Source organism: Pantoea sp. GM01, assembly GCF_000282675.1.
GTDB lineage: Bacteria > Pseudomonadota > Gammaproteobacteria > Enterobacterales > Enterobacteriaceae > Pantoea > Pantoea nemavictus.
Map to the genome: position 1 here is coordinate 202,584 of NZ_AKIU01000026.1, position 23,774 is coordinate 226,357.

General features: G+C 55.6%; 23 protein-coding genes, 1 tRNA gene and 1 pseudogene. 9 read left to right on the forward strand and 16 right to left on the reverse strand.

The window, feature by feature from the left end; genetic code table 11:
* Window positions 1-5: 5 nt before the first annotated feature.
* The 7 genes from hpxK to hpxU form a co-directional block, all read right to left on the reverse strand.
* Window positions 6-1,265: an allantoate amidohydrolase gene (hpxK, locus tag PMI17_RS06255; protein WP_007887175.1), complete on the reverse strand. Its 1,260-nt coding sequence runs from the start codon at window positions 1,263-1,265 to the stop codon at window positions 6-8.
* Window positions 1,262-2,497 carry an alanine--glyoxylate aminotransferase family protein gene (locus PMI17_RS06260; RefSeq protein ID WP_007887177.1) on the reverse strand — a complete coding sequence of 412 codons (1,236 nt, stop codon included), beginning with the start codon at window positions 2,495-2,497 and terminating at the stop codon, window positions 1,262-1,264. Before PMI17_RS06260 ends, hpxK begins: the two co-directional genes overlap by 4 nt.
* Window positions 2,498-2,518: 21 nt before the next feature.
* Window positions 2,519-3,250 (reverse strand): amino acid ABC transporter ATP-binding protein, encoded by a 732-nt coding sequence (locus tag PMI17_RS06265; RefSeq protein WP_007887180.1) that lies wholly within the window; start codon window positions 3,248-3,250, stop codon window positions 2,519-2,521.
* Complete coding sequence (locus tag PMI17_RS06270; protein ID WP_007887184.1) at window positions 3,231-3,887, reverse strand: amino acid ABC transporter permease; 657 nt, start codon at window positions 3,885-3,887, stop codon at window positions 3,231-3,233. The genes PMI17_RS06265 and PMI17_RS06270 overlap by 20 nt, the downstream gene beginning before the upstream one ends.
* Window positions 3,884-4,549: an amino acid ABC transporter permease gene (locus tag PMI17_RS06275; protein WP_007887186.1), complete on the reverse strand. Its 666-nt coding sequence runs from the start codon at window positions 4,547-4,549 to the stop codon at window positions 3,884-3,886. Before PMI17_RS06275 ends, PMI17_RS06270 begins: the two co-directional genes overlap by 4 nt.
* Window positions 4,550-4,552: 3 nt before the next feature.
* A complete protein-coding gene (locus tag PMI17_RS06280) occupies window positions 4,553-5,338 on the reverse strand; it encodes a transporter substrate-binding domain-containing protein (RefSeq protein ID WP_007887188.1) in 786 nt (261 codons plus the stop codon).
* Between the two features lie 192 nt (window positions 5,339-5,530).
* Window positions 5,531-6,370, reverse strand: coding sequence for a MurR/RpiR family transcriptional regulator HpxU (gene hpxU, locus PMI17_RS06285; protein WP_036620366.1), 840 nt, complete (start codon window positions 6,368-6,370; stop codon window positions 5,531-5,533).
* Window positions 6,371-6,585: 215 nt separating this feature from the next.
* Between hpxU and PMI17_RS06290 the strand changes: the two genes are divergently transcribed.
* The 4 genes from PMI17_RS06290 to hpxZ are packed head-to-tail and all read left to right on the forward strand — an operon-like array spanning window position 6,586 to window position 10,150.
* Window positions 6,586-8,172: a gamma-glutamyltransferase family protein gene (locus PMI17_RS06290; RefSeq protein WP_007887195.1), complete on the forward strand. Its 1,587-nt coding sequence runs from the start codon at window positions 6,586-6,588 to the stop codon at window positions 8,170-8,172.
* Between the two features lie 12 nt (window positions 8,173-8,184).
* Window positions 8,185-8,370, forward strand: a complete 186-nt coding sequence (hpxX, locus tag PMI17_RS06295) for an oxalurate catabolism protein HpxX (RefSeq protein WP_007887196.1) — start codon at window positions 8,185-8,187, stop codon at window positions 8,368-8,370.
* Window positions 8,367-9,764 (forward strand): AtzE family amidohydrolase, encoded by a 1,398-nt coding sequence (locus PMI17_RS06300; protein WP_007887197.1) that lies wholly within the window; start codon window positions 8,367-8,369, stop codon window positions 9,762-9,764. The genes hpxX and PMI17_RS06300 overlap by 4 nt, the downstream gene beginning before the upstream one ends.
* A gap of 2 nt (window positions 9,765-9,766) precedes the next feature.
* Complete coding sequence (gene hpxZ, locus PMI17_RS06305; protein ID WP_007887198.1) at window positions 9,767-10,150, forward strand: oxalurate catabolism protein HpxZ; 384 nt, start codon at window positions 9,767-9,769, stop codon at window positions 10,148-10,150.
* A gap of 683 nt (window positions 10,151-10,833) precedes the next feature.
* On the opposite strand, the gene puuE is transcribed toward hpxZ, so the two are convergent.
* From puuE to PMI17_RS06320, 3 genes are read right to left on the reverse strand one after another with little or no spacing between them, the layout of a single operon-like run.
* Entirely contained in the window at window positions 10,834-11,793 is a 960-nt protein-coding gene (gene puuE / locus PMI17_RS06310; protein ID WP_007887199.1) for an allantoinase PuuE, read from the reverse strand.
* A gap of 35 nt (window positions 11,794-11,828) precedes the next feature.
* Window positions 11,829-12,560, reverse strand: coding sequence for an allantoin racemase (gene hpxA, locus PMI17_RS06315; protein ID WP_007887204.1), 732 nt, complete (start codon window positions 12,558-12,560; stop codon window positions 11,829-11,831).
* The gene (locus PMI17_RS06320; RefSeq protein WP_007887207.1) at window positions 12,557-13,279 is read right to left on the reverse strand and encodes a GntR family transcriptional regulator; all 723 of its coding nucleotides are present in this window, start codon (window positions 13,277-13,279) and stop codon (window positions 12,557-12,559) included. Before PMI17_RS06320 ends, hpxA begins: the two co-directional genes overlap by 4 nt.
* 145 nt (window positions 13,280-13,424) lie before the next feature.
* Between PMI17_RS06320 and PMI17_RS06325 the strand changes: the two genes are divergently transcribed.
* A complete protein-coding gene (locus tag PMI17_RS06325; RefSeq protein ID WP_007887208.1) occupies window positions 13,425-14,918 on the forward strand; it encodes an NCS1 family nucleobase:cation symporter-1 in 1,494 nt (497 codons plus the stop codon).
* A 116-nt stretch (window positions 14,919-15,034) separates the two neighbouring features.
* On the opposite strand, the gene PMI17_RS06330 is transcribed toward PMI17_RS06325, so the two are convergent.
* Together PMI17_RS06330 and dnaQ are read right to left on the reverse strand one after the other, a co-directional pair.
* Window positions 15,035-15,111, reverse strand: a tRNA-Asp gene (locus tag PMI17_RS06330).
* Window positions 15,112-15,245: 134 nt separating this feature from the next.
* The gene (dnaQ, locus tag PMI17_RS06335) at window positions 15,246-15,977 is read right to left on the reverse strand and encodes a DNA polymerase III subunit epsilon (RefSeq protein WP_007887209.1); all 732 of its coding nucleotides are present in this window, start codon (window positions 15,975-15,977) and stop codon (window positions 15,246-15,248) included.
* Between dnaQ and rnhA the strand changes: the two are divergent.
* Window positions 15,931-16,498, forward strand: a pseudogene (rnhA, locus tag PMI17_RS06340) (ribonuclease HI). The gene dnaQ and the pseudogene rnhA sit on opposite strands and share 47 nt — an antisense overlap.
* Here rnhA and PMI17_RS06345 read toward each other — a convergent pair.
* Window positions 16,483-17,217 (reverse strand): class I SAM-dependent methyltransferase, encoded by a 735-nt coding sequence (locus PMI17_RS06345; protein ID WP_007887211.1) that lies wholly within the window; start codon window positions 17,215-17,217, stop codon window positions 16,483-16,485. The pseudogene rnhA and the gene PMI17_RS06345 sit on opposite strands and share 16 nt — an antisense overlap.
* Before the next feature lie 40 nt (window positions 17,218-17,257).
* On the opposite strand from PMI17_RS06345, the gene gloB reads away from it, so the two are divergent.
* Window positions 17,258-18,013, forward strand: coding sequence for a hydroxyacylglutathione hydrolase (gloB, locus tag PMI17_RS06350; protein ID WP_007887213.1), 756 nt, complete (start codon window positions 17,258-17,260; stop codon window positions 18,011-18,013).
* A gap of 71 nt (window positions 18,014-18,084) precedes the next feature.
* Entirely contained in the window at window positions 18,085-19,458 is a 1,374-nt protein-coding gene (gene mltD / locus PMI17_RS06355; protein ID WP_036620368.1) for a murein transglycosylase D, read from the forward strand.
* A gap of 150 nt (window positions 19,459-19,608) precedes the next feature.
* Here mltD and PMI17_RS06360 read toward each other — a convergent pair whose 3' ends face one another.
* Both PMI17_RS06360 and PMI17_RS06365 read right to left on the reverse strand, forming a co-directional pair.
* Window positions 19,609-20,412: an endonuclease/exonuclease/phosphatase family protein gene (locus tag PMI17_RS06360; protein WP_007887218.1), complete on the reverse strand. Its 804-nt coding sequence runs from the start codon at window positions 20,410-20,412 to the stop codon at window positions 19,609-19,611.
* Window positions 20,413-20,560: 148 nt separating this feature from the next.
* Complete coding sequence (locus PMI17_RS06365) at window positions 20,561-21,739, reverse strand: MFS transporter (protein WP_007887219.1); 1,179 nt, start codon at window positions 21,737-21,739, stop codon at window positions 20,561-20,563.
* Window positions 21,740-21,839: 100 nt separating this feature from the next.
* On the opposite strand from PMI17_RS06365, the gene yafC reads away from it, so the two are divergent.
* Window positions 21,840-22,748, forward strand: coding sequence for a DNA-binding transcriptional regulator YafC (gene yafC, locus PMI17_RS06370; protein ID WP_007887220.1), 909 nt, complete (start codon window positions 21,840-21,842; stop codon window positions 22,746-22,748).
* A 14-nt stretch (window positions 22,749-22,762) separates the two neighbouring features.
* Here the strand turns inward: yafC and dkgB are convergent, their stop codons facing one another.
* Complete coding sequence (dkgB, locus tag PMI17_RS06375) at window positions 22,763-23,566, reverse strand: 2,5-didehydrogluconate reductase DkgB (protein WP_007887221.1); 804 nt, start codon at window positions 23,564-23,566, stop codon at window positions 22,763-22,765.
* Window positions 23,567-23,774 lie beyond the last annotated feature (208 nt).

Below are 23,774 nucleotides of genomic sequence, written 5' to 3' on the forward strand. Positions count from 1 at the left end.
CTCCTTTATGCACGCGCGATGTCGCACACCGCTTGCAGATAAGCCTGCACGCCGAGCGCCACATCGTCAGCCTGCACCGATTCCGCCGGATGATGGCTAATACCGCGATGATTACGCACAAACAACATCCCCACCGGCCAACGTTCGGCGATGGCAATCGCATCGTGGCCCGCGCCGCTCGGTAGCGACAGGCTGCGCCCTTGCACGGTTTCCACCGCGTGGCTCAACGCCTGCTGCAGACGCGTATCGCAGGCCGTTGCGGCAATGTGGTAATACTCGTTAGCGCTAAAGGTTAAGCCGCGACGCAGCGCAATCGCCTGCGCCTGAGTCAGCAGCGTGGAGAGCAGGCGCTCTAGCGGCTCATCCTGCGGGCCGCGCACATCCAGCGACAGCTGTACCTCGCCGGGGATAACGTTCACCGCGCCCGGTAAACAGCTCAGCGTACCGACCGTCGCTACCAGCTGCGGGTCGTGCTCGGCGGTGGTGTGTTCGATAAACACCATCCATTCGGCAGCGGCGGCCAGCGCATCTTTGCGATGCGTCATTGGCACGGTGCCGGCGTGGCCGGCTTCGCCGACGAAACTGCAGTTCAGACGACGCGCGCCGTTAATCGCGGTAACCACGCCGAGCGCCAAATCTTCCTGCTCGAGACACGGCCCCTGTTCGATATGCAATTCCAGATAGGCCGCGATGTCATTCACATCGCGCGCCGCGTCGCGGATTTTTGCCGCATCGAAACCGACATCCTGCATCGCTTCCGCCACGGTGATGCCGTTGCCATCGGGATGCGTGACCCAACTTTCGGGCCAGCTGCCGGTTATGCCACGGCTGCCGAGCAGCGTAATGCCGAAACGCGTGCCCTCTTCATCGCCGAAGCCGACAATCTCAATCGCCAGCGGCAAACGCTGTTGACGATCGTGCAGCCACTGCACGGTTTCGATAGCGCTTAACACCCCGAGCATGCCGTCATAGCGACCGGCATTGCGTACCGTATCAAGGTGAGAACCGAGCAGCAGCGCCTGCGCGCCCGGCTGCGTCGCTTCATAGCGGCCACAAATGTTGCCCACCGCATCCTGCCACGTCGTCATGCCCGCAGCCTGCATCCACTCAGCAACGCGTGCGTTAGCGCGCAGCTGTTCCGGCGACAGATAAACGCGCGTCAGCCCCTCTTCGCTTTCACTGATCGCCGCTAACGTGTCACAGCGCACCATGACGCGCGCGGCGGCCGATTGTGCCTCGCTGGCGCTCATCAGGCTTTGTGTCATGCGCGGCTCCCGTAGAGATCCCACGCCGCCTGCATCGCGGCACCTTGCGTGGTGCGGTAACCCACGTGATTCAGCACCGCTTCCAGCGCACTCAGGGTTTGCATCACGCAATCTTTGCGCGCGTTGTAACCCATGGTGCCGATGCGCCACACTTTGCCGTGCAGCGGACCAAAGGAGGTACCGATTTCGATGCCGAAATCCTCCAGCACCAGCTTGCGTACCTGATCGCCATTCACGCCCTGCGGGATCACCACGCCGAGCACGTTATTCATTTTGTGTTTGAGGTCGCCGAAGGTTTCGAGGCCCATGCCCTGAATGCCTTTCAGCAGCGCATCGCCGTGCAGCTGGTGGCGCGCGATGCCGTTATCCAGCCCCTCTTCCAGCATCAGACGCGCACATTCACGCGCGCCAAACAGTGCGGTGGTGGCTTCTGTGTGGTGATTAAGACGCTCCGGGCCCCAATAATCCATGATCATGCCGAGATCGAAATAGTTGGAGTAGATCATCTCGTCGTCGCCATCCTGATGATCGGCGGTGCGAATGCCCTCTTCCACGCACTTACGCTTGCGGATCACCGCTTCCATCTGCGGACTGAGGGTGATCGGCGAGGTGCCGGACGGTCCACCAAGGCATTTCTGCATCCCGGCAGAGACCGCATCGAGGCCCCACGCATCGGTCTCCAGCGCGTTACCGCCGAGTGACGCGGTGGCATCGGTGTAGAACAGCACACCATATTTCTGGCAAATTGCGCCCAGCTCTTCCAGCGGCTGCAGCATGGTGGTGGAGGTATCGCCCTGCACCGTCAGCAGCAGGCGCGGCTGTACCTTTTTGATCGCATCTTCGATCTGATCCGGCGTGAATACTTCGCCCCACGGCACCTCAATGGTGTGCACTTCCGCGCGGCAGCGACGGGCAATTTCACACAGCAGATGACCAAAACGGCCGAACACCGGCACCAGCACTTTGTCGCCTGGACGGATCGCCGACAGCAGGATCGCTTCGATCCCGGCGCGTGAGGTGCCGTCGATCAGCATCGTCCAGCGGTTTTCAGTGCGAAATACGCCACGGTACAGCGCCATCACTTCGTTCATGTAGTGCGTCATCGCCGGATCGTACTGACCAATCAGCTGGCTCGACATGGCACGCAGCACGCGCGGATCGGCGTTAATCGGGCCCGGCCCCATCAGCAGACGCTGTGGCGGATTGATTTGCGAAAATTGGCTGATATCCATGGTGTATTCCTTGTTGAAAGCTTAGAGGCGCACGGTCGAGATAAACTGCTTCAGCTCCGCGGTTTGCGGATTGGCGAACAGCGTTTTACTGTCGCCCTGCTCCCAGACGCGCCCCTGATGCATAAAGACCACGCGATCGCCCACGTCGCGGGCGAAGTTCATTTCATGGGTGACGAGAATCAGCGTCATGCCTTCGGCAGCCAGCTGCTCCAGCACTTTCAGCACTTCGCCTACCAGCTCGGGATCGAGCGCTGAGGTGATCTCATCACAGAGTAAAACTTTAGGCTGCATCGCCAGCGCACGGGCAATCGCCACGCGCTGCTGCTGGCCGCCAGACAGATTAGCTGGGTAATAGTTGATGCGCTCACCGAGGCCAACTTTCTCCAGCATCTGCGTCGCCAGCTCACGGCATTCGGCTTCGCTTTTCTTCAGCACGCGGCGCGGTGCCAGCATCACGTTTTCCAGCGCCGTCATGTGCGGGAACAGGTTGAAGTTCTGGAACACCATGCCAACCGAACGGCTAATTTCCCGCGCCTGTGATTCGCGATCGGTAATGGTCATGCCGCCGAGTTTGATGCTGCCTTCCTGATAGCCTTCCAGCCCGTTCATACAGCGCAACAGGGTACTTTTGCCCGATCCGCTGCGACCGATGATCGAGATCACTTCGCCGTGATCGACATCGAGATCGACCCCTTTCAGCACATGGTTGTCGCCGTAGTACTTCTGTACCTGATTAATGGTGATGAGCGGCATTGAATTTTTTCTCCAGGTACTGGCTGTAACGCGACAGCGGATAACACATCAGGAAGTAACCGAGCGCCACCAGGCCAAACACCTTGAAGGGCTCATACGTCACATTATTCAAAATGGTGCCGGCTTTGGTCAGTTCGACAAAACCGATAATCGACGCCAGCGCGGTGCCTTTAATCACCTGTACGGCAAAACCGACCGTGGGCGCGATGGCGATACGAATGGCCTGCGGCGCCACCACGCGAAACAGCGTTTGACCGAAGGTCAGGCCGAGGCAGCGCGACGCTTCCCATTGCCCTTTTGGCAAGGCGCGAATGCTGCCGTACCAGATATCCACCAGAAACGCGCTGGTGTAGAGCGTTAATGCCAGCGAGGCGGCGGTCCAGGGCGCCACGTCGATGCCGAACAGGCCCACGCCGAAGAAGGCGAGGAACAGCTGCATCAGCAGCGGCGTGCCCTGAAACAGCTCAGTGTAAGCGCGCACCAGGCGCATTGGCCATTTGCGTTTCAGCAAGCGCATAAACAGCAGCGGCAAGGTCACCAGCGTGCCGCCAAAAAACGCCACCAGCGAGAGTAAAATTGTCCAGCGCGCCGCCAGCAGCAGGTTACGCAGGATGTCCCAGTCGGTAAAAGTCGTCATGCCGGCTGCGCTCCTAACCATTTACGTCCCAGCGCCAGCAGCAGTTGGCGCATGGCAATCGACAACGCCAGATAGATCAGCGTGGTCACGAAATAGACCTCAAAACTCAAAAAGGTGCGCGACTGAATCAGGTTGGCGGCGAAGGTCAACTCTTCATACGACACCTGCGATACCACCGATGATCCGAGCATAACAATGATGCACTGGCTCACCAGCGCCGGATAAATGCGCTGCAGCGACGGCGGTAATACCACGCGGATAAAGGTTTGCGTACGGGTTAAGCCCAGCACGCGCCCCGCTTCCCATTGCCCGCGCGGCGTCACCTGAATCCCGGCGCGAATAATTTCGGTGCTGTAGGCACCGAGGTTAATCAACATCGCCAGCAGTGCGGCTTCGCCCGCCGTCAGTTTCAGACCAAGATTGGGCAAACCAAAGACGATAAAAAACAGCTGCACCACAAACGGCGTATTACGAATCAGTTCAACGTACACGCCCCAGAGGCGGCTCGCCCAGCTCGGTTTACCGCTGCGCAACGCCGCGCCGAGAATGCCGAGGCTAACGCCGCCCACGGTGGCGAGCACGGTGATTTGAACGGTGACCCACAGCCCGGCCAGCAGCTCTGGCCAATGTGGCCAGAGATCGGCAAAGTTAAGTTGCCCCATGTTTTATGCGCCGAGGTTGGCTGGCAGCGGCGCTTTCAGCCACTCTTCCGACAGCTTGTTCAGCGTGCCGTCTTTGATGCCCTGCTCAATCAGCGCATTCACTTTCTCTTTTAACGCCGGCTCATCTTTTTTCAGGCCGATGTAGCACGGTGAATCTTTCAACATGAACTGAGCAACCGGCGCTTTATCGGCGTTCTGGCGCGCAATCGCAGCTACCACCAGGTTACCGGTGGCGACATACTGCACCTGGCCAGAGAGATAAGCTGACAGCGTAGTGTTGTTATCTTCATAACGTTTCACCTGCGCCTCTTTCGGCGCGATGTCGCTCAATACCATGTCTTCTACCGCACCACGCGTTACACCGATGGATTTGCCGCTCAGCGCCGCCGCATCTTTCAGCGTGTCGCCTTTCGGACCAAACACGCCAAGGAAGAACGGCGCGTAGGCGCGGGTGAAATCGATCACTTTTTCGCGCTCGGCGTTTTTGCCCATGCTGGAGATCACCAGATCGACTTTATCGGTTTGCAGATACGGTACGCGGTTGGCACTGGAAACCGGCACCAGCTGCAACTTCAGTTTCATCTGTTTGGCGAGGTACTTCGCCATATCGATATCGTAGCCCTGCGGCTGCAAATCGGTGCCCACCGAGCCGAACGGCGGGAAATCCTGCGGTACTGCTACGCGAATCACACCGCGCTTCTGGATATCCTGCAACTGATCGGCCATCGCGCTACCGACCTGCGCCATCAGCAAAGCCGCGCCCGCTACCGCCAATAATACTTTTTTCATTATGCACCCCGGTGAGTTTACGTGAAACAAAAGATTCTTGATGAATCATTCTGCAACTAATGTGCCAACCGCAGCGTCAGGGAAAGAAAGCGGAAAAATTGAGGTTTTACTGAATGCAAGGCGAAAAAAACGGGCATGGCGCCCGTGGGAGTTAACGATCTAAAAGAGTGCAATGCACCATAATGGCGCCCGTTAACGGTGTTCCAGCTCGTCGAGATGCTGATAAAGATCGGCGATTTGGTGGATGCGCTGACGCCCCTGCGACAACATTTCATGTAGCAAGGCGTTGGCCAGCAGATTAATCAGGCTCATGGCGGAGGCGTAACTGTCAAAGGCGGAAACGCTGTCGAGCGGTGCGCACAGCTGCCAGCTCGCCAGCGTAATGATGCCCTGCGCCTGCGGCTCACACAGCGCCAGCACCGGAATGTGGCTCTGCTGCAGCTGCTGCATCAGCGGACGAATGATGCGTGGACGGCGACGAAACGCCATCACCACGACGATATCCTCCGGCGTAATATCCACCAGCTCTTCGCCCAGCGTCTGGCCCGGCTGCGGCAGGACATGCACCTGCGGACGCGCCTGCATCAGCTGCTGACGCAGGTGCAGCGCCACCGGATACGCGTTACGCATGCCGATAATAAACACCCGTTTAGCCACGCCCAGCGCCGCAATCACCTCACAGAACTGCTGCGGATCGATGCTGTTGACCCACTGCGTCAGGTTGGCCATCTCTTGCTTATAATGGCGCGACAGCAAGGTGTTGCCCTGCACCGCATCACGATTGTCGGTGAGCGGCATGCCGCTCTGGCGCAGGATGCGCAGCTCATCGCGCATGTCCTTGTATTTCTCGTAACCGAGACGCTTGAACAAACGGCTCACCGTGGCCTTTGACACCCCGCTCAGCCGCGCCAGTTCGGCGCTGTTATAGCTGATCAGATCATCAAAATGGTCAAACACGAAGTCGGCAATGCGCTGCTCCTGCGGCGACAATTGCGGATAATGACTACGAAGGCGTTCATCAAGTTGTTTCATCATCGGTCCTGTAACTTTCGTTTCACCACAAGCTAGCATAAATCGATCCAGATTGATGTCCGACCAAAACTGGAACAGCTCTTGCTTAGTTTTATGCAGTATCTGCCAGGTGCGCATAACCCCGCACATTCCGTAGCGGCGCAATTTATTGCGCCGCTACGGAATGTGCGGGGATTAAACAGCGTGCTCACAAAAGAACAAGAGAAGAAATCACTATGATACAGAGCAACATGGCACCGTTAGGCATGGCCGTTACGCCGCATCATCTCGCCAGCGAAAGCGCATTAGCGGTGCTGCGTGAAGGCGGCAGCGCAATTGAGGCGATGGTCGCCGCGGCTGCCACCATCGCCGTGGTTTATCCCCACATGAATGGCTTAGGCGGCGACGGCTTCTGGCTGATCGTGCCGCCGAATGGCGATCCGATCGCCATTGACGCCAGCGGCGCAGCGGGAACGCTGGCGCACCTCGATTTCTATCACGGCGAAACCCATATTCCGCATCGCGGCCCGAAAGCCGCATTAACCGTCGCCGGCACCGTCAGCGGCTGGCAGGAGGCATTAACGCTGGCGCAGGAACTGGGTGCTGCGCCGATGCCGTTAACGCGCCTGCTGCGCGATGCGATTCGCTATGCTGCCGACGGGATTCCGGTCACCGCTTCGCAAGCCGCTGCCACCGCCGCCAAGCAGCATGAACTGCAGCATCAGCCCGGTTTTGCCGCCACATACTTACCGGACGGCAGCGTGCCCGCCGCAGGCAGCCGCTTCACCCAACCGGCGCTGGCCAATACGCTGAGCATGCTGTGCGATCACGGGCTGGAGAGTTTTTATCGCGGTGAACTGGCACATCATCTGGCGCGCGAAATGACCGCGCTCGGTATGCCGATCACGCTGGAAGATTTGCAGACGCACCACGCCCGCCGCTGCACGCCGCTGCATCTGGCGCACAGCGAAGGCGATATCTGGAATATGACGCCGCCGACCCAGGGTTTGGTGTCGCTGGCGATCCTCGGCATCACCGATCGGCTGGATATGGCGGGCGCCGATGAGGCGCAAACCGTGCACCGCATCGTCGAAGCCACCAAAAAAGCCTTTGCGCTGCGCGACCAGCACATTACCGATCCGCGCCATATCGACGTTGATATACAAAGCCTGCTGGATGATGCGCATCTCAGCACGCTGGCGGCGCAAGTGGATGAGCAGCAAGCGGCGCCGTGGGGCACCGGGCGCGGACCCGGCGACACGGTGTGGATGGGCGTGATGGACAGCAGCGGGCTGGCGATTTCCTTTATCCAGAGCATCTACCACGAATTTGGCAGCGGCGTGGTGCTGCCCGGCACCGGCATCACCTGGCAAAACCGTGGCGCTGCGTTCAGCCTGCAGCCCGATCATCTGCTGGCGCTGCAGCCGGGCAAACAGCCGTTCCACACGCTAAATCCTGCCGCCGCGCGTCTTAAAGATGGCCGCACCATGGTGTATGGATCGATGGGCGGCGACGGCCAGCCACAAACCCAGGCGGCGATTTTCACCCGCCATGTGATTCAGGGGCATCCTCTGCAACAGGCGGTGAGTGCGCCGCGCTGGCTGCTGGGGCGCACGTGGGGACAATCATCGGATTCACTCAAGCTGGAAGCGCGCATCGCGCCGGAAACGGTGCAGCAGCTGCGCGCGCTCGGCCATGAGGTGGAACTGCTGCCTGATTTCAGTGAAGTGGTCGGCCATGCGGGTGCGATCGTGCGACACAACAACGGCATACTGGAAGGCGCGTTTGATCCGCGCAGCAACGGCAGCGCCGCCGGTTTCTAACGGAGATTTTTTATGAGCAAACAACCGGATTGGGCCACCTATATCGCCCAAATGGAGCAGATACTGGCACTGGAGCTGGACGACGCGCGCCGTGCCGAGCTGCTGACACAGTTCAACCGCATCGCCGCGATGGCCGAGCCGCTGATGGCGCTGCCGCTCGACGATCGGCTGGAAGTGGCAGGAGTGTTCCATCCATGAAACTGTCGTCACTCTCAATTAACGCCCTACAGCAGGCGCTGCGCCAGGGCGAAATCAGCGCCCGCGAGATCGCGCAAACAACGCTAGCGGCGATTGAGCAACATAATCCGGCGCTCAATGCCTGGACCGAAGTGACTGGCCAGCGCATGTTACGTGAGGCCGAGCAAATTGATCAGCAACGCCAGCGCGGCGACGCATTACCGCCGTTGGCTGGCATCCCCTACGCGGTGAAAAACCTGTTTGATGTCGCCGGACACAGCACCTTAGCCGGTGCCAGCCTGTTCAGCGATCGCGCGGCGGCGCGTCAGGATGCCTGGGCGGTAAGCAAACTGCGCCAGTCCGGCGCGCTGCTCTCCGGCATGCTGAATATGGATGCCTACGCCTATGGCTTTACCACCGAAAATACCCATTACGGCGCTACACACAATCCACGCGATTTAACCCGCGTAGCGGGCGGCTCATCCGGCGGTTCAGCGGCAGCGGTGGCGGCGGGTTTGGTGCATTTTTCACTCGGCACCGACACCAATGGTTCGATCCGCGTGCCCGCTTCGCTGTGCGGTATCTTCGGTTTAAAACCGACCTTTGGTCGCCTGTCGCGTAGCGGCAGCCATCCGTTTGTCGCCAGCCTCGATCACATCGGCCCGTTTGCCCGTTCGGTGGAAGATTTAGGTCTGGTGTATGACACTCTGCAAGGCGCGGATGCCAGCGATGCCTTCCAGGCCGCCCAGCCGGTTGCGCCGGTCAGCGATGTACTGCGCCACGGCGCAGAAGGCGTGCGCAGCGCAGTACTCGGTGGTTTCTTCTCAACCTGGTGCAGCGATGAAGCGCGCGCTGCCGTCGCGGTTGTGGCTAAGGCGCTGAATGCGTTAGACGAAGTGACTCTACCGAATGCTGAAATCGCGCGTTCGGCGGCCTTTATCATGACCGCTGCGGAAGGGGGTAATCATTACTTGCCAGCGCTGCGCACGCAACCAGAGCAGTTCGAGCCTAATTCGCGTGAACGCTTGCTGGCTGGCGCAATGCTGCCCTCGGCGTGGTATGTACAGGCACAGCGTTTCCGCCGTCACTTCCAGCAGCAGGTGCTACCGCTGTTTGAGCAGTTCGATGTGCTGATCGCTCCTGCCACGCCGTGCACCGCCACCACCATCGGTCAGGAAACCATTCACATCAACGGCCAGGATTTGCCGACGCGTGCCAGCATGGGCATGCTCACCCAGCCGATCTCCTTCCTCGGCTTACCGGTGTGCACCGTACCGCAGCACACCGCCAGCGGCTTGCCGATTGGTTTGCAATTGATCGCCGCACCGTTTAAAGAACATCTGGCACTGCGCGCCGCCTGGGCGCTGCAACAGCAGGGGCTGACGCTGCCACAAACCACCTTAATGGACGCCTGAAGATGACACCTGAAGATATCGACCGCCCGGTGATACTCGCCGAAGTCACCGCCGCCTTTTACCGTTACGAGCAAGCGCTGATTAGCAATGACGTCGCGGTGCTGGATGAACTGTTCTGGCACGACCCACGCACCGTGCGCCTCGGCGCGGGCGAGAATCTGTATGGCATCGACGAGATCCGCGCGTTTCGCGCCGCGCGCCCGTCAAAAGGCCTGGATCGTACGCTGCGCAATACGGTGATCACCACTTTTGGTGATGATTATGCGGTGTGCAGTACGGAGTTTACGCGCGAGGGCGTGGAGAAGATTGGGCGTCAACAACAGACGTGGGTCCGGATGCCGGAAGGGTGGCGGATTGTGGCAGCACAGGTCAGCTTAATGAGCTGAGGGCGCAGCGTTTCGCCCTGATTGGCAATCAGACTGCTGCTTTTAAGTTTCAAATGCTTTGGGCTTAAGGGCCAGGTCAAGGGCGGTTTCGATCGGCTTTCAGCCGACCGACCCAGGGGAGGCAGTCGCCCCTCCCCTGGGAACCCGGGCTTTTCGGCAGCACTATCGCCCGCTACGCGGGTTCCCTCGTCAAATCCCACTTCCTGACGGACCGGCCCTGATTCGCCATCCTGGCTCAGCAGGCCCTTTCGCCGCCGTCCTGGCGGCTCATCCTGGAAGCAGGCTTCTCCTCGGCGAGAGTGATGCCGACTCAACACCCCCGCTGTAATAAATTTAATAAAATCAAATATTCTTATCGCGATGCGATCTCTTTTTAGGGCAGAGGTTTTGCAGCTGGGTGGGTGTCGTCAGAATTGCCGAACGGAGGGGGGATTCCAGGATGAGCCGCCAGGACGGCGGCGAGAGGCTGCGCTGAGCAGGAGCGAATCGCAGCCGGTCCGTCAGGAATTCACCTGAAGTGAGGGGACCGCGCAGCGGCAATTCTGCCGACAAAGAGACCGGGTCCCCAGGGGAGGGGCGACTGCCTCCCCTGGGTCGGTTGTCCGCAGGACAATCGAAACCGCCCTTGACCTTGACGTTGCCTTTAAGCCTTTAAAAGCAGTCTGGCTGCAAGCCAGCGCCCATCAAGCATCCGGCGCGGGATGCGTCTCAATCCAATGGTCGGCGATTTGCTGCCTTGTACACACCCACACATCCTGATGCTGCTGAATATGATCGAGGAAGCGCTGCAGTCCGCGGAATTTCCCCGGACGCCCCAGCAGGCGACAGTGCATGCCAATCGACATCATCTTCGGGGCGGTTTCGCCCTCCTCGTACAGCACATCAAAGGTGTCGCGCAGGTAGGTGAAGAACTGCTCTGCAGTGTTGAAGCCCTGCGGCGAGGCGAAGCGCATGTCGTTGCACTCCAGCGTATAGGGAATGATCAGGTGCGGTTTTACCGTGCCGTCCTGACAGGTGACCTGCGTCCAGAATGGCAGGTCGTCGCCGTAGTAATCGCTGTCGTAGCTGAAGCCGCCCTGCTCCACCACCAAACGCCGCGTGTTGGGGCTGTCGCGGCCGGTGTACCAGCCGGTCGGCGCTTTACCGAACAAATCGGTTAACACGTCGACCGCCTGCTGCATATGCTGGCGCTCGGTTTTGGCGTCCATCGCCTGATAGTGGATCCAGCGCCAGCCATGGCTGACCACGTCGTAATCCGCCGCTTTAATCGCTGCAACGATATCCGGGTGACGCGCCAGCGCCATCGCTACGCCAAACACCGTGAGCGGCAAACCGCGCTTTTGAAATTCGTTGTGGATGCGCCAGAAACCGGCGCGCGAGCCGTATTCATACAGCGAATCCATCGACATGTGACGATCGGCGTAGCTGGCCGCACCGATGATATCGGAAAGAAACTGTTCGGAACCGGCATCGCCGTGCAGCACGTTATTCTCGGCGCCCTCTTCGTAATTCAGGACGAACTGCACCGCCACGCGCGCCTTACCCGGCCACTGCGCATGGGGTGGCTGACCAGCATAGCCGATCAGATCGCGTGGATAGTTCTTGTTGAAGCTGTACTCTTTCTTTTCAGATACATCACTCATTCTGCAAGTTCCTGTCGTCAGTCCTCAACCAGCACTTAGTTTAGGTGCTGAAATGCCCCGCTGAGCGGTTTTTCGAGCGGATAATCGAGATCGCCATGCTTGCTGGTGCCAAAGCCTAACGCCACCAGCGACTCCACCATTTTCACCGCGGCGCTTACGCCGTCGATCACCGGTAGTCCCAGCTCTTTGGTGAGATCCTGGGCGAGCGTGGCCATGCCGCCGCAGCCCAGCACAATCGCACCGCTGCCATCTTCGCGTTTCGCCTGAATGCAGCGCTGACGCACCTTCTCCTGCGCCACGCCGCTGCCGTCCTCCAGCGCCAGCACCGGCAGATCAATGGCGTGCAACGCAGCACAATGGTGGGTAAAACCGTATTGCTGCAGCAGATGGCGAGCAATCACCAGCGTACGCGGTAAGGTGGTGACGATCGAAAAACGCGTCGCCACCAGCGTGGCGGTGTGCATCGCTGCTTCCGCAATGCCGATCACCGGTCCGCTCGCCAGTTCGCGTGCCGCCAGTAATCCCGGATCGCCAAAGCAGGCAATAATATGGCCGCTAACGCCCTGCTCTTTGCCGCGCTTCACCTGCTCCACCACGCCAATCGCCGCAATGGCTTCATCAAAATGCCCTTCAATCGACGGCACGCCGTGGCTCGGGCATACCGCCAGAATTTCGGTGCCTGGCGCGGCGACCGCGCGCGCGGCGGCACCAATGGTTTCCGTCATCGCCAGGCTGGTGTTGGGATTGATCACCTGGATCAGGCTCATGATGCCGCTCCTTTGTTACCGGCAAATAACCGGGAGAAATCAGGCAAGGTTTCGCCGCTGCGCTCAAAGTGCAGGCTGGCAACAATGTGTTCGAAGTGTTGCTGCAGTGCGGCAGTTAACGCCGGTAGATCTTTTTCCCGCAGCAGATCCACCAGACGATCGTGATGATCGCAACGGCAGCCGCGCTGCCACGGCGCACCGTACGCGGCGATCACCAGCGACGAGCGCTGCGTTAGACGCGTCACCATATCGGTGAGCACTTCATTACCCGATATCGCTTGCAGCTGAATATGAAAGGCGGCAGACAGCCGAATCGCGGCGGCACCATCATGCTGATCGTGCGCCTGCTGCTCGGCTTCAATCAGAGCCGCCAGCGCGGCTAAATGCGGTTGCTGTATGTGGGTCATCACCGCGGGCAAATTTGCGCACTCTAATAAGCTGCGGGTAGCAAAGATATCGCGTGCTTCATCCACACCCGGCGTTGCCACTTGTGCACCACGCCTGGGCGACAAGGTGATCATTTGCACCGCGGCGAGGCGTTGCAGCACCTTACGAATGCCAGTGCGGCTAACGCCAAACACCTCAGATAACGCTTCTTCCGGCAATTTACTGCCCGGCGGCAGTTGATGCTCAACAATGGCGGTGAGAAGCGCCTGGTAGATGGGTTCATCGCGATCGTTCAGATCGGCAGCCGTTTTCTGGCCTGTTTCACTCTTCATTACCTGCTCCGGTAAGTGACTGTGTGCTGCACATCGTATACGTGAAATGAATTTTTTGTATACAAGAAATCAAATGTGGCCTGGATCCTGCAATACCGTTTCACGCTGTGATTATTCTTCCATGATGTAGACAGGAGCAGGTTTCATGCCAAATCATTCTGAAGTGACCTCGCGGGTGGCCTCTGAAGCCAACGCACAATACAGTCCGCGCCTGTGCAATGACGATCTGGCGCCAACGCGCGACCAGAACTGGTCGTGGTGCAACATCTTTTCTTTCTGGATGTCGGATGTGCACAGCATGGGCGGCTATGTCGTTGCCGCCAGCTTCTTTACTTTAGGTCTGGCGAGCTGGCAGGTTCTGCTGTGTTTGTTAGTGGGCATCTGCATCGTGCAGCTGTGCGCTAATCTGGTGGCCAAACCGAGCCAGATGGCAGGCGTGCCGTACGCGGTGATTTCGCGTCAGGCGTTTGGCGTGTTTGGTGCCAACATCCCGGCGATCATTCGCGGGCTGATCGCCTTTGCCTGGTACGGCATCCAGACATATCTGGCGGCCAACGCGTTAATGCTGGTGCTGCTGAAGTTCTTCCCGACGCTTAGCAGCATGACGCAGAGCAGCTGGCTCGGCTTATCGCAGCTGGGCTGGTGCTGTTTTGGTGTGATGTGGTTACTGCAGGCGATGGTGTTCTGGCATGGGATGAACGCGATTAAACGCTTTATCGATGTCGCGGGTCCAGCGGTATATGTGGTGATGGTGGCGCTGGCTGGCTGGATTGTATACAAAACCGGTTTCGACGGTATCTCCTTCACTCTGGCCAGTAAACAGCTAAGCACCGGCGAGCAAACCTGGCAGATGATCACCGCCACCGCGCTGGTGGTCTCTTACTTCTCGGGTCCGCTGCTCAACTTTGGTGACTTCTCACGTTACGGTAAAAGCATGGGCGAAATTCGTCGCGGCAACCGCTGGGGCTTACCGTTCAACTTCCTGCTGTTCTCGATTGTCACCGTGGTGATTGTTTCCGGTACTCAGTCGCTGTTCGGCAGAATGATCACCGATCCGATTGAGACCGTCAGCATGGTGGGTAACGACGTGGCGGTGGCAATTGGCCTGCTGACCATGATAATCGCCACCATCGGCATTAATATCGTGGCCAACTTTGTTTCGCCAGCGTTCGACTTCTCTAACTGCTCACCGCAGAAAATCAGCTTCCGTACCGGTGGCATGATTGCTGCGGTTGGCTCGGTATTGCTGACGCCGTGGAACCTGTTCCAGTCACCGGAGCTGATTCACTATACGCTGGATGTGCTGGGTGCGTTTATTGGGCCGCTGTTCGGTATTCTGATTGCTGATTTCTATTTGATTAAACGCAGCAAAGTCTACGTTGACGATCTGTTTGATGACACGCCGAAAGGACGTTACTGGTATCGCGGCGGCTTCAACCCAAAAGCGATTGCCGCGCTGCTGCCGTCAGTGGCGATTGGTCTGGTGATCAGTTTTATTCCCTCACTGCATGCAGTCGCGAACTTTAGCTGGTTTATCGGTGTGGCATTGGGCGCCGGTTGCTATCGCTGGCTAGCGCGTGCTGACCGTGAAGCGTCGGTCGCGGCGTATCGCACGACTGTGGCGGTGCAGAAGGATTAATGGTGGGCTGGTCGCCATGAATGGCGACCCTACGCTGGATGTGTAGGGCTGGCATTTATGTCAGCCAGGAAAAGCAAAAAGCCGATGCATTTCTGCATCGGCTTCTTTAAATAAATTGGCGGAACGGACGGGGCTCGAACCCGCGACCCCCTGCGTGACAGGCAGGTATTCTAACCAACTGAACTACCGCTCCGCGCTTTGTTCCCCGTCGAGAACGAGGCGCATATTAATAGCAGCTTCAGCACCCGTCAACGCTTTTTATGTAGGAATGTTTCGTTTGGCGTTTTTTTCAGCTTAACGACGATTTTGCACGCAAAATCAGCTGTTTTACACCCGCCACAAGCAGCTGCCGCCCTTCTTCTGCACTAAATCCAGACGACCTTCATGCGCGATTAACTCTTCGTCGCTGGCGGTAACGATGCGCAGGCCCGAACTCGGACGCACAATGCGTTGAATATTCTCACCGCCACCCTGATTGTTCTGCTCGCCGTCCAGCGAAAAGGCCAGCGAGGTTTGCCCGCCGGTCATCATCAGGAACACTTCTGCCAGAATCTCGGCATCGAGCAGTGCGCCGTGCAGCGTACGCTTGCTGTTGTCTATTTCATAACGGTTACACAATGCATCAAGGCTGTTGCGTTTGCCGGGATACATCTTACGCGCCATCGCCAGGCTATCGGTGATCTGGCAGAAGGTTTCGGTTTTGCCGATATCTCGCTTCAGCATGCCGAATTCATAATCCATAAAGCCGATATCGAACGAGGCGTTATGGATCACCAGCTCTGCGCCACGAATGTACTCAAGAAATTCGTCGGCAATATCCGCAAACAGCGGTTTATCAGCGAGAAATTCATCGGCAATGCCGTGCACGCCGAACGCTTCTGGATCCACCAGCCGATCGGGCTTCAGATACATGTGGAAGTTGTTGCCGGTCAGGCGACGGTTGATCACCTCAACCGCACCAATTTCAATGATGCGATGTCCTTCATAATGCACACCGATCATGTTCATGCCGGTGGTTTCAGTATCGAGGACGATCTGGCGGTTATTTGCAGTGCTCATAGGACTCGTTTTATGTCAGACTTGGCGTTTTGTCAGAAGGAAGTCTACCAGAGATGCGCAAACAGGTAGAAATATTCACCGATGGATCCTGCCTGGGCAATCCCGGTCCTGGTGGCTACGGCGCCATTCTACGCTATCGCGAACATGAAAAATTGTTCAGCACCGGCTATCGTCTTACCACCAATAATCGCATGGAGTTGATGGCCGCGATCGTGGCACTCGAAGCCTTGACGCAGCCGTGTGACGTGGTGATCAGCACCGACAGCCAATATGTGCGCCAGGGCATTACCAGCTGGATTCATAACTGGAAGAAGCGCGGCTGGAAAACCGCCGATAAGAAGCCCGTGAAGAACGTTGATTTGTGGAAACGCCTCGATCTGGCGCTCAGCAATCATGAAATTAAGTGGGAATGGGTGAAAGGTCACGCCGGTCATCCAGAAAATGAACGCTGCGATGAACTGGCACGCAGCGCGGCGGGTAATCCTACGCAGGATGACATCGGCTATCAGGTTGAGTCCTGATCCTTCACTTCACGAAACTGGCGCGTCACGTTAACCGTTTGACGCAGCTGGCTTTGACTCAGATTCTTCTTCATTTTGGTGGGCGTTAACGGGAACGTACGTTTACGCGCCACTACAATATTCAAACACCCGAGTGCAGGTAGATGCGCACTGATCACCCTGCCGCCTTGTCGATGCCATGGCACCACCTGAAAACGCGTGCGGTATACCACTTCATAATTAAGCAGGTTGAGCCAATCGAGCAAACGTACCTGACTGAACATGCGTCCACTCCATGGCGCGCGTGAGTGCAAACCGGGAATACCTTTGCTAATACCTAACAGACTGAACGGATTGAAGCCGCTAATGATCATCCAGCCATCATCAATCAGCACGCGATCTACCTCGCGTAATACTCGATGGGGATCCTGACTCCATGCCAGCGTATGCGCGAGTAAACAGGCATCAACGGATTTCGATTCAAAGGGTAACTGGGTGGAATTGGCAATCACCTGTAGCTCATCGCCCTCAATGCCCACATTCACCTGATGCGATATGGCACACTGACTGGTGTTGATTTCTGCGCTGAGGCTGCCAATTTTAAGCATATGAAAGCCATAGAGCTTACCGAGATAGGGCTGCAGTTGCTGGGTGAGCGCGTCGCGAAAATAGTCTCCCATAGGCATATCGCGCCAGGAGCGCGGTGCAGTCAGGATTTGGCGTGTTTTAGCTGGCTTCATGCTCTACCATTTTCCTTTTTCTACGACCTGAGAGGTGTTTATGAATCTTACCAGCATTCCCGCATTGCAGGATAACTACATCTGGACACTGACGGACGAAGACAATAGATGTCTGATTGTCGATCCCGGCGAAGCACAGCCGGTGCTGGATAAATTGAAAGCGAATCGCTGGCAACCTGTCGCGATTTTGCTGACGCATCATCATCATGATCACGTCGGCGGTGTGAGCGAACTGTTGCAGCACTATCCCGATTTGGAGGTTTTCGGTCCACAGGAAACTGCAGATAAAGGAGCAAAGCGCATTGTGACTGAAGGGGATGAATTTACCCTACTTGGTCTGAACTTCCGCGTCATCGCAACGCCTGGTCATACTTTAGGACATATCTCATATTTCAGCTCCCCTTATCTTTTCTGTGGTGACACCCTATTTTCTGGCGGCTGCGGACGCTTATTTGAAGGCACCGCACAACAAATGTTCGAATCATTTCAAAAGCTTAATCAGCTACCTGAAGATACCCTTATTTGCTGTGCGCATGAGTACACTTTATCCAATATGAAGTTTGCTGCGGCTATTCTGCCCCAAGACCCTAAAATTTTGGCAAGGTATCAGCAAATTAAGGACTTACGCGCAGAAAACCGCATTACTTTACCGACAAAACTGGCCTTAGAGCGTGAAATAAATTTATTTTTACGCACGCAAGATCCTGATTTACAACAGGCTTTAGGCACTAATGTCTCATCGTCGGCGTTATGGCAAACTTTTGCCGATCTACGCGAGAAGAAAGACCGCTTTTAATTTTTGAGGTTGTGTTGTGGCGGACCGTCACGTATAGTTGCTCGTCTTTTAAGCGAACTATTGACACACACATGAAGGCTAAAGCGATATTACTCGCCTCGGTCTTGCTGGTAGGATGTCAGGCATCAAGGAATGACGCCAATATCCCCGTACAGCATGCACAGAGTCTGTCTTCAGCTGGTCAAGGTGAAAATGGAAAGTACGGAGATCGATTGTTGTCGCCGCGATGGCAGGATGATGGAACAAGCCTCGCAGAAGATACTGATCTCTGGAATCACATTAGTGACGAGTTGAAGATGGGGATTCCGGAAAACAGCCGGATCCGCGAACAAAAAACAAAATTTTTAAAAAATAAGAGCTATCTCCACGATGTAACATTACGGGCAGAGCCGTACATGTACTGGATAGTCGAGCAGATACAGAAACGTAAAATGCCGATGGAACTGGTACTGCTACCCATAGTGGAGAGCGCTTTTGACCCACACGCAACATCTTCTGCGAATGCCGCCGGCATCTGGCAGATTGTTGCACAAACGGGCAAAAACTATGGTTTGAAACAGAACCAATGGTACGACGGACGCCGCGATGTGGTGGCCTCGACCAAAGTAGCGCTGGATATGATGCAGCGTCTGAACGGTATGTTTGACGGTGACTGGTTACTGACCATCGCCGCCTATAACAGCGGTGAAGGGCGTGTGCTGAAAGCGATGAAACAGAATAAGGCGCGCGGCAAGCCGACGGACTTCTGGAGTTTATCGTTACCACGCGAGACGACGGTGTACGTACCTAAAATGTTGGCCTTGAGTGAGATCCTCAAGAACAACAAGCGTTACGGTATCAAACTGCCGACCCCGAACGAGAGCCGTGCATTAGCTCGCGTAGAAGTGGGACAGCAGATTGAACTGACGCAGGCCGCCGATATGGCCGGCATGTCTCTCAGCAAGCTGAAGACATTTAATGCTGGTTATAAAAACGGTGCCACAGCGCCAAACGGACCGCACTACATTATGGTGCCGAAGTCTAACGTTGCTAAGTTGCGCGATTCACTGGCTTCTGGTGATATCGCTTCCGTGCAGCCTACCGAGATGGCGAAAGTCAGCGCGGCAGGAAACAGCTACACGGTTCGCAAAGGTGACACCTTGTCTGGCATTGCCAGCAAACTTGGCGTTAGCGTCAGTGCACTGAAACAGCAGAACAATCTGCGCAGCGCTTCGGTTCGTACCGGTCAGACCTTGACCGTAAGCGGCAAAGCGAGCACGCAGTTGGCTGATAACGGCAACAGCATCACCTACCGTGTACGTAAGGGTGATTCTTTTGCCAGTATTGCAAAACGTCATGGTGTGAACACCAAAGATGTTATGCGCTGGAACAGTGATGCTAAAGACATCCAGCCGGGCGACAAGCTCACGCTGTTTGTGAATAATAGCGCAACACCTGATACTTAATGCCCCGAAAAGGCTGACTTTTGTCAGCCTTTTTCATTTTCTGCAATCCACAAAATGTGCCCTTCCCTTCTTAAGGCTTTTGCGAATAATCCGCCTTATCCATTACTGATAATTTTTGATTATTGCAAAGCGGCGTTCTGAGCGCGTTTCTTAACGCTCGATACCGTAGAGGGAGTTGAATTCAACCAACAGAGGATTGTGGTCTGAAGCGCGCGTTACCAGCACTGAGGCTTCACTCACCTTCATATCGCGATAGAAAACGAAATCCAGCGGACGACCAAAGGCTTTACGGCGATGGTCGTCCGTGAAGTTAACCTCCCGCAGTGACATATCCCGGGCAAAACGGTACAGCGCGTTCATGCGCTGACGGCTCCATGCGTTGAAATCGCCGGCCATGATTACGGGCCCACGATGATGTTGAATCTGTTCACCAATCGGTCCGAGCTGCTTGCTGTACACATCCACTCCGAGACTGAAATTCACCGCGTGGATATTTACCACCATCAGCATTTCGCCGGTGGGTAAAGGATAAGCCGTGACCAACGCTGATTTGGCCAAACGTAGCAATGGCTCTCGTTCACGCAATGGGCAGCAATACACAGGATGCGCAGAAGCCAACGTCATGACGCCAGAAGGATGTTGCGGTAAGACAAATGCGGGGACCTGATCGGCTGCGAGATAGTTGCTGGTGGCGAATTTGACCAGCTCAGGCGTGGCTTGCGCTTCCTGTAACAGCACCAGGTGAGCATCTTTGCCGAAGCCTTCCAGCACTGACATCCACTCTGCACGCTGCTGCTTGAAGATATTCCAGACTAAAACCCGCAGCGTTGGATCTGCGGGTAGAGGTGCTCCGGGCGGTAAAGCCTGTCCAGCATGCAGCATTGCCCCCGGCGGAAAGATCCGCTCAGCTGGCTGACCTGCTACATAACGCATTGAATAAGTTTTTTTTCGCACTTTCCCGCCTGACTGGATTACGACTCTGACTTCACCTGACTGTTATAGGGATTTTAGCGCGGGGTTTCAATTGATGTTGGTGATTGTCGGAATTCACCTCACAGCAGAGTAATGTAACAGCCTGCCAGTTGGCAGGCTGTTGTGCCTCTTATTCAATCGCAATCGCCGAGTTCGGCTTTTCGAGCTGACCGCTTAAACGTACCAGCAGCAACGCACCAAAAACAATGACAGCGCCTACCCATGGTGTTTGTGCCAAACCATAATGCTCAACAATATAACCACCGACCGTAGACCCCAGAGCAATCCCTATATTGAATGCCGCGATATTCAAACCTGAAGCGACATCCACTGCGCCCGGTGCAAAGTGTTCAGCTTTCTGCACCACATAAACCTGCAAACCGGGCACGTTGGCAAAAGCGAAGATACCCATGACCAACACCGTTGCCACTGACATGTAATGCATGCTTGCAGTGAACTGGAATACCATCAGCAAAATTGCCAGCGCCGTAAAGATCAGTGTTAGAGCGGGAACGGCTCCGCGTCGATCGGCCAGCTTACCGCCCCAGATGTTACCAATGGCAACGGAAATACCATATCCCAACAAAATCACGCTTACCGCGGTCGGCGAAAAACCGGCCAGCGACTGCATCATCGGCGCAAGGAATGTGAAGGCAGTAAACACGCCGCCATAACCCAGTGCAGTAATGGCATAGATCAGTAGCAGACGTGGATTAACCATTACGCGAGCCTGCAGTGCCAGTGTCGTGGCCGGTGGTTGCGCAATATTACGTGGGATAAGCACCTGACTTGCGACTAATGCAATCACTCCTAATAGCGATACAGCGAGGAAACTTTCACGCCAGCCAAAGTGTTGCCCGATTAGCGTCCCCAACGGCACACCTGTTACCAAAGCGACGGTTAGACCACCAAACATGATGGCAATCGCACTCGCGGCTTTCTCCTTGCTCACCAGACTGGTTGCAATCGTTGATCCGACAGAGAAGAACACACCATGAGCGAGACCGGTCAGCAAACGGGCTATTACCAGCGTTTCATAGTTTGGCGCCAGCCAGGCAACCAGATTACCGACGGTAAATAGTGCCATCAATCCCATCAATAACTGTTTGCGGGCTAGCTTACCGGTTAAGGCGGTAAGCACGGGTGCGCCGACAGCCACGCCTAAAGCGTAAATGGATACCAGCATTCCTGCAGAAGGTAGCGTAATACTGAGCTGTTCAGCGATGGTCGGAATCAATCCAACAATCACAAATTCTGTGGTTCCGATGGCATAGGCACTGATTGTAAGCGCCCAAAGTGCAAGTGGCATGATTAACTCCCAATAAGGTTTTGTTGGGCGTTAGTATTACCGCATGCTTTAATGACAAAAAGATGCAAAGTGAGAATAGACTTTTGCTTTTGGAGGGATAATGAAGGCATCGTCAGATGAGTTAAAAGTGTTTATTGCCGTGGTTGAAAGCGGCAGTTTCAGCCGTGCTGCGGAACAGCTACAGATGGCCAATTCGGCAGTAAGCCGTACCGTTAAGAAACTGGAGAATAAACTGGGTGTTGCGCTATTAACGCGTACCACACGCCAGCTGGCACTCACTCATGAAGGCGAACATTACTTTCGCCGTGTGCAAAAGTTGATGCAGGAAATGTCTACGGCCGAGAGTGAGCTCATAGAGCGGCAAATGGCTCCACAGGGCATACTGCGCATTGATGCAGCTACACCCGTGATTCTGCATCTGTTACTACCGATGATTAAACCATTTCGTGAGCGCTATCCGGACGTTAGGCTATCGCTGATTTCTTCAGAGAGCTTCATCAATCTCATCGAACGTAAAGTCGATGTGGCAATTCGCGCTGGCAATTTAACGGACTCCACGCTACGTGCTCGCCTACTCTTCACTAGCTATCGCAAACTCGTAGCCACGCCGGCTTATCTGGCGAAATATGGCGTACCGGCTTCAGCAGCTGATTTAGCCTATCATGAATGCCTCGGCTTTGTTGAAACGCCCCGGTTAAATCGTTGGCCTGTCACCGATGAAAATGGTGACCTATATGACAGTATTCCGAGTATGTCCTCTAACAGCGGCGAAACTCTCAAACAGTTAGTTTTAGGCGATCAGGGTATCGCTTGTTTATCAGATTTTATGGTGGATAAAGAAATTGCGGATGGCACTTTCATTGAGCTGCTTGCTGAGCGACGCGTTCCAGTAAAAATGCCTTTTAATGCAGTCTATTACAGCGACTTAGGTGTTAGCCAACGCGTCAGGGCGTTTATCGACTTTCTGAGTGAATGGTTAAAAGATCAGCCCTGGCGAGTGCAGGGCTGAATATGGGTTAGTGATTAATCCCAGTCAGGCGCCAGACCTTCCGGGCTCACTAAACGCTGCTGACGATCCAGCGCTGCAATATCTGCCATATCTTTATCATCCAGATGCAAATTAACCGCTGCCATGTTGCTCGACAGGTTTTCACGTTTGGTTGATGACGGGATAACCGCGTAACCTAACTTCATTGCCCATGCCAGAACAATCTGAGCTGGAGTGGCTTTATGCTTCTGAGCAATCGCGTTAATCACCTCATCCTTTAGCGCTTCTCCATAAGCCAGCGTCATATAAGAAGTGATATGAAGCGCGTGCTGTTGCGCAAAATCGACTACCTGTCGATTCTGTAGGAAGGGATGCAACTCGATCTGGTTAGTCGCAATATTTTCCACACCCACTGCTTCAATCGCCTCTTTCATCAATGCAATTGGGAAGTTTGAAATACCAATTTGACGCGTCAGTCCTGCTTCTTTTGCTGCCATTAATGCCATCATACTTTCTTTAACAGAAATAGCTTTTCCGGGCGAAGGCCAATGGATCAGCGTTAGATCGACATAATTGGTACGCAGTTTTATCAGGCTCTCTTCTAAGCTCGGGATTAGCGCCTCAGAGGACAAATTCTCGATCCAGATCTTGGTAGTAATAAATAATTCATCACGCGCTACGCCGCTATCTGCAATTGCTTGCCCTACAGCAGCCTCATTTTCATAGATTTGAGCGGTATCGATAGCGCGATAGCCAAGATCCAGTGCATTTTTAACGGACTGAATGACGACATCGTCCTGAAGACGAAAAGTACCTAAACCAAAAGCGGGGATTGTCATGATTTCCTCATCGTATAGCGTTATGTTTCGATGGGAACTATTCTGGCAGGTTTATTATTGCTGAAAAATCCGCTTATAAGCAGAAGAATTTTGATTTTTCATCAACAATAACGAAAATATTACCAACATGAAAAAGCCCTGACTTTGCAGTCAGGGCTTATCAATTAAGTGGCGGAACGGACGGGGCTCGAACCCGCGACCCCCTGCG

Excerpts from the sequence above, each read along its gene's own strand:
- dnaQ (WP_007887209.1), bottom strand. The coding sequence starts at position 15,977 with ATGAGCACTGCAAATAACCGCCAGATCGTCCTCGATACTGAAACCACC.
- yafC (WP_007887220.1), top strand. The coding sequence starts at position 21,840 with ATGAAGGCATCGTCAGATGAGTTAAAAGTGTTTATTGCCGTGGTTGAA.
- PMI17_RS06290 (WP_007887195.1), top strand. The coding sequence starts at position 6,586 with ATGATACAGAGCAACATGGCACCGTTAGGCATGGCCGTTACGCCGCAT.
- hpxZ (WP_007887198.1), top strand. The coding sequence starts at position 9,767 with ATGACACCTGAAGATATCGACCGCCCGGTGATACTCGCCGAAGTCACC.
- PMI17_RS06280 (WP_007887188.1), bottom strand. The coding sequence starts at position 5,338 with ATGAAAAAAGTATTATTGGCGGTAGCGGGCGCGGCTTTGCTGATGGCG.
- PMI17_RS06365 (WP_007887219.1), bottom strand. The coding sequence starts at position 21,739 with ATGCCACTTGCACTTTGGGCGCTTACAATCAGTGCCTATGCCATCGGA.
- hpxU (WP_036620366.1), bottom strand. The coding sequence starts at position 6,370 with ATGAAACAACTTGATGAACGCCTTCGTAGTCATTATCCGCAATTGTCG.
- hpxA (WP_007887204.1), bottom strand. The coding sequence starts at position 12,560 with ATGAGCCTGATCCAGGTGATCAATCCCAACACCAGCCTGGCGATGACG.
- PMI17_RS06345 (WP_007887211.1), bottom strand. The coding sequence starts at position 17,217 with ATGAAGCCAGCTAAAACACGCCAAATCCTGACTGCACCGCGCTCCTGG.
- PMI17_RS06265 (WP_007887180.1), bottom strand. The coding sequence starts at position 3,250 with ATGCCGCTCATCACCATTAATCAGGTACAGAAGTACTACGGCGACAAC.
- dkgB (WP_007887221.1), bottom strand. The coding sequence starts at position 23,566 with ATGACAATCCCCGCTTTTGGTTTAGGTACTTTTCGTCTTCAGGACGAT.
- PMI17_RS06320 (WP_007887207.1), bottom strand. The coding sequence starts at position 13,279 with ATGAAGAGTGAAACAGGCCAGAAAACGGCTGCCGATCTGAACGATCGC.
- mltD (WP_036620368.1), top strand. The coding sequence starts at position 18,085 with ATGAAGGCTAAAGCGATATTACTCGCCTCGGTCTTGCTGGTAGGATGT.
- gloB (WP_007887213.1), top strand. The coding sequence starts at position 17,258 with ATGAATCTTACCAGCATTCCCGCATTGCAGGATAACTACATCTGGACA.
- PMI17_RS06260 (WP_007887177.1), bottom strand. The coding sequence starts at position 2,497 with ATGGATATCAGCCAATTTTCGCAAATCAATCCGCCACAGCGTCTGCTG.
- hpxX (WP_007887196.1), top strand. The coding sequence starts at position 8,185 with ATGAGCAAACAACCGGATTGGGCCACCTATATCGCCCAAATGGAGCAG.
- PMI17_RS06300 (WP_007887197.1), top strand. The coding sequence starts at position 8,367 with ATGAAACTGTCGTCACTCTCAATTAACGCCCTACAGCAGGCGCTGCGC.
- PMI17_RS06325 (WP_007887208.1), top strand. The coding sequence starts at position 13,425 with ATGCCAAATCATTCTGAAGTGACCTCGCGGGTGGCCTCTGAAGCCAAC.
- PMI17_RS06275 (WP_007887186.1), bottom strand. The coding sequence starts at position 4,549 with ATGGGGCAACTTAACTTTGCCGATCTCTGGCCACATTGGCCAGAGCTG.
- PMI17_RS06270 (WP_007887184.1), bottom strand. The coding sequence starts at position 3,887 with ATGACGACTTTTACCGACTGGGACATCCTGCGTAACCTGCTGCTGGCG.
- hpxK (WP_007887175.1), bottom strand. The coding sequence starts at position 1,265 with ATGACACAAAGCCTGATGAGCGCCAGCGAGGCACAATCGGCCGCCGCG.
- puuE (WP_007887199.1), bottom strand. The coding sequence starts at position 11,793 with ATGAGTGATGTATCTGAAAAGAAAGAGTACAGCTTCAACAAGAACTAT.